At 34.6% G+C, this 3,439-nt stretch carries 3 protein-coding genes; all 3 read left to right on the forward strand.

All coding sequences use genetic code 11. The features are described 5' to 3' along the window. The first annotated feature begins 210 nt into the window (after positions 1 to 210). Positions 211 to 1,104, forward strand: a complete 894-nt coding sequence (locus tag QZN27_RS09375; RefSeq protein ID WP_296786828.1) for a hypothetical protein — start codon at positions 211 to 213, stop codon at positions 1,102 to 1,104. Positions 1,105 to 1,217: 113 nt separating this feature from the next. Then, on the forward strand, positions 1,218 to 1,592 hold the full coding sequence (locus QZN27_RS09380; RefSeq protein WP_296786830.1) for a helix-turn-helix transcriptional regulator: 375 nt from the start codon (positions 1,218 to 1,220) through the stop codon (positions 1,590 to 1,592). A gap of 18 nt (positions 1,593 to 1,610) precedes the next feature. Continuing rightward, positions 1,611 to 3,439 (forward strand): cation-translocating P-type ATPase (locus tag QZN27_RS09385; protein ID WP_296786832.1); only part of this gene is annotated, 1,829 nt, incomplete at its 3' end.

Here is a 3,439-nt window from a genome sequence, read left to right on the forward strand (position 1 = left end):
TTTTGTGCATTGTCGCACTTTGAAAATTTCTTTATATTTTTTTATTCAAATTATATCATATGCATGCCATATTGAACTTGAAAATTAATTTTATCTTAATTTTTAAGTTAATTGAATTAAAACCTATCCATTGTTTATAAAAGAGGTTATAATTTTTTTTAATAAAAAATCTCTCTGCAGGGTGTTTTAAATTAATAGGATGTAATTAATATGATTAGAAAACGAAAATTCTCAAAGCCTTTTGATTTGAGTCACAGCATTTTGTTTAATGAATTTCCTAAGGAATATACAAGCACTATTGGGGTTCCTGGAAAATTTGTTGAAAAGTGCAATCGAAGAGTTCATTTGAAAGATGGGACTTGCGGTGAAATGGATTCTGCATATATTGCAGATTCTGATTATAAAATACTATTTGAAAGAGTGGCTGTGGGTTTAGAACATCAATCTATTCCTGTTGGGGAGGAAAAGTTAAACAAATTTGGAGATTATGATGTTCAATTGGTTGTTGATGAACATTTACCCACATTATTGGTTGTTGCTTCACATCTCAACAAAGATAAATCTAAAAATAAACTTATCAGGTCTCCGTCTGATATTACTCAATTGTACTTCTTAGATCTTGGTGAGGATAATATATCCCAAAGATTAAGTACTGTGAGTAAAATAATATATAATAATCAATATTTGAGTCAAGAAATGGCCTTAAATTTGGGTGTAATTGCACTTTATGCGCCTCGAGAACGTGCATGTGAAATAATGGATAATGTTGTAAGTCTATATCTTAAAATTGTTGAAAAGTTAGATTTGCATATGGAATATACTTTGTATTCAGTTATCACTGTGTTGCTGGATGCATTTTTTGATGATGAAGACGAATATAGGAGGTTAACAAAAATGATGGATGATAATACTTCTCAGGAAAGTCAAATGAGATTTGCATCTCATGAGAGTACTATTGAAAGTTTAACTTATGCTAAAGAAGATTTAGCTCATACTAAGGATGATTTAGCTCATACTAAGGATGATTTGGCTAAGGCTAATGGTAAAATTGCTGATCTTGAAGCTGAGGTAAAAAGGTTAACTGATGAATTGAATGGAAGATAATTTATTTTTTCATTTTATTTTTTTCAAATTAACATATCACGATATCATGATATGACAACATTTAAATACATAAACATATCATAATATGTAAATATATAATATATGTGATGGAAATGAAAAAAAATAATCTTGAAAACGAAAACGATGATATGTGTGAAGTCTTCAACTCTCATGAAGATGTTGTTGACCGTGTACGTGAACGCATACCTGACGAAGCTGAATTCGCTGAGCTATCAGAATTCTTCAAAATTTTTGGAAATCCAACAAGATTAAAAATTATTTCCCTGCTTAGTATAGAGGATTTATGTGTTTGTGATATTTGTGAGGCTCTTGATTTAAACCAAACAACAGTTTCAAATCAATTGAGAATATTGCGTGCAAATAATATTGTCAAATACCAAAAGGAAGGTAAGATGGCAAGATATTCACTCACAGACCTTCACATAGAAATGATTTACAAAGTGGGTTTGGAACATATATTAGAATAATTTTTAATTGGTGATAAAATGGTTGAAAATAGATGTTATGATGCGGATTGTGCTGATGAAAACTGCCACAATCCAGAACATTTCAATTACATCTGTTTGGATCCGAAATGTGATGAAATTCACTGTGAAAATCCTGATCATTATGATAGACAGTTATTAAGAGATTATCAAGAAAAAACTGATTTAAGTATCCATGATCATAGCGAAAAAATTGATTATGATGAAGATGTTGATATAAGCCTTTGTGGTTGTCCTGATTGTGCAGATGATGATGGTCATGAGCATTCTCACGAGCATGAGCATCATCATGACCATGACCATGAGGATGTTTGTACTGATGATGATTGTGGTTGTCATGATTACGAACATGACCATCATGACCATGAGGATGTTTGTACTGATGATGATTGTGGTTGTCATGATCACGAACACGAACATGATGATGTTGAATTCAGTTTGTGCGGGTGTCCTGATTGTGCAGATGATGACGACCATGGACATGACCACGGTCATGAGCATTCCCATGGGGACGAGGAATTATTGGCTGAAGGAAAACCGTTAATTGCCAATAGGCCAATACAAATCATTGTTGCAAGCGGAATACTGTTTGTTTTAGGTCATGTTTTTGAATGGTTGTCATTTGACCCTACAATTGTAACTGTTACATATATGCTTGGCGCAGTAATTGCAGGTTATGAAATAGCTATTATGGCGTATAAGTCATTAGTCAACAGGCATACTATCGGCCCGGCAATGTTAATGTGTATTGCATGTGTTGCATCATTCATTATAGGGCATCCTGAAGAAGGTGCTGCAGTCACTTTCCTTTATTATATTGCAGAATTTTTAGAAGACTATGCTGAACATAGGGCAAAACGTTCAATCAAATCATTGGTTGAAATTGCCCCGGACACTGCAAGAGTTAAAGTTGGGGATAAGGAAGAAATTAGAAACGTCGATGAAGTAAATGTTGGGGACATTGTAATTGTAAAACCTGGAGACAAAGTGCCTTTGGACGGTGAAGTGATTTCAGGTTCATCTTCAATTAACCAGGCTTCCATCACTGGTGAAAGCGTACCGGTTTTAAAGGAAGTTGGGGACAATGTGTTCTCAGGTACTGTTAATGAAGACGGATATCTGGAAATTAAGGTAACTTCTGAGGCTAAGGACTCAGTCATTTCAAAAATCGTAACTTTGGTTAAAAGATCACAGCTCAACAGGTCTGAAACCGAAACCATGGTTGAAAGGATAGCCAAATATTACACTCCTGTAATGATGATTGGGGCAATTTGCATTGCATTCATCCCGCCGTTATTGTTTGGTCAGCCATTGGTTGATTGGGTTTATAAAGCGCTTTCCCTATTGGTAATCTCATGCCCTTGTGCATTCTTAATCTCAACCCCTGTTGGAATGGTATCCGCTATCACTTCAGCAACCAGAAACGGTGTTATAATTAAGGGAAGTACCTATGTTGAGGAAATGCGTAATGTCAAGGCGGTGATTTTTGATAAGACAGGTACTCTAACAGAAGGTAAATTGGCATTAAGTGGCATTAAAGTGTTGGATGAAAATTATTCTGATGAAGATATTGTTAGGATCGCATCTTCCTTGGAGTCTCAATCCTCCCATCCGATTGCTCAGGCTATTGTGGATTATGCAAATGAAAATAATATTCTCTATGAGAATATCGAAGACTTTAAAAATGTTCCAGGTAAAGGAATCATTGCAAACCTTGGAGGAGAACAGTTCTATGCCGCTAACGAATCTCTAATTGAAGGAAGTTCCTTTGATATCTCAAGGGATGAAATAAACAGATATTCATCTGAAGGCAAAACAATCGTTTTCGT

Source organism: uncultured Methanobrevibacter sp. (genome assembly GCF_900316895.1).
GTDB lineage: Archaea > Methanobacteriota > Methanobacteria > Methanobacteriales > Methanobacteriaceae > Methanocatella.

Excerpts from the sequence above, each read along its gene's own strand:
- QZN27_RS09380 (WP_296786830.1), top strand. The coding sequence starts at position 1,218 with ATGAAAAAAAATAATCTTGAAAACGAAAACGATGATATGTGTGAAGTC.
- QZN27_RS09375 (WP_296786828.1), top strand. The coding sequence starts at position 211 with ATGATTAGAAAACGAAAATTCTCAAAGCCTTTTGATTTGAGTCACAGC.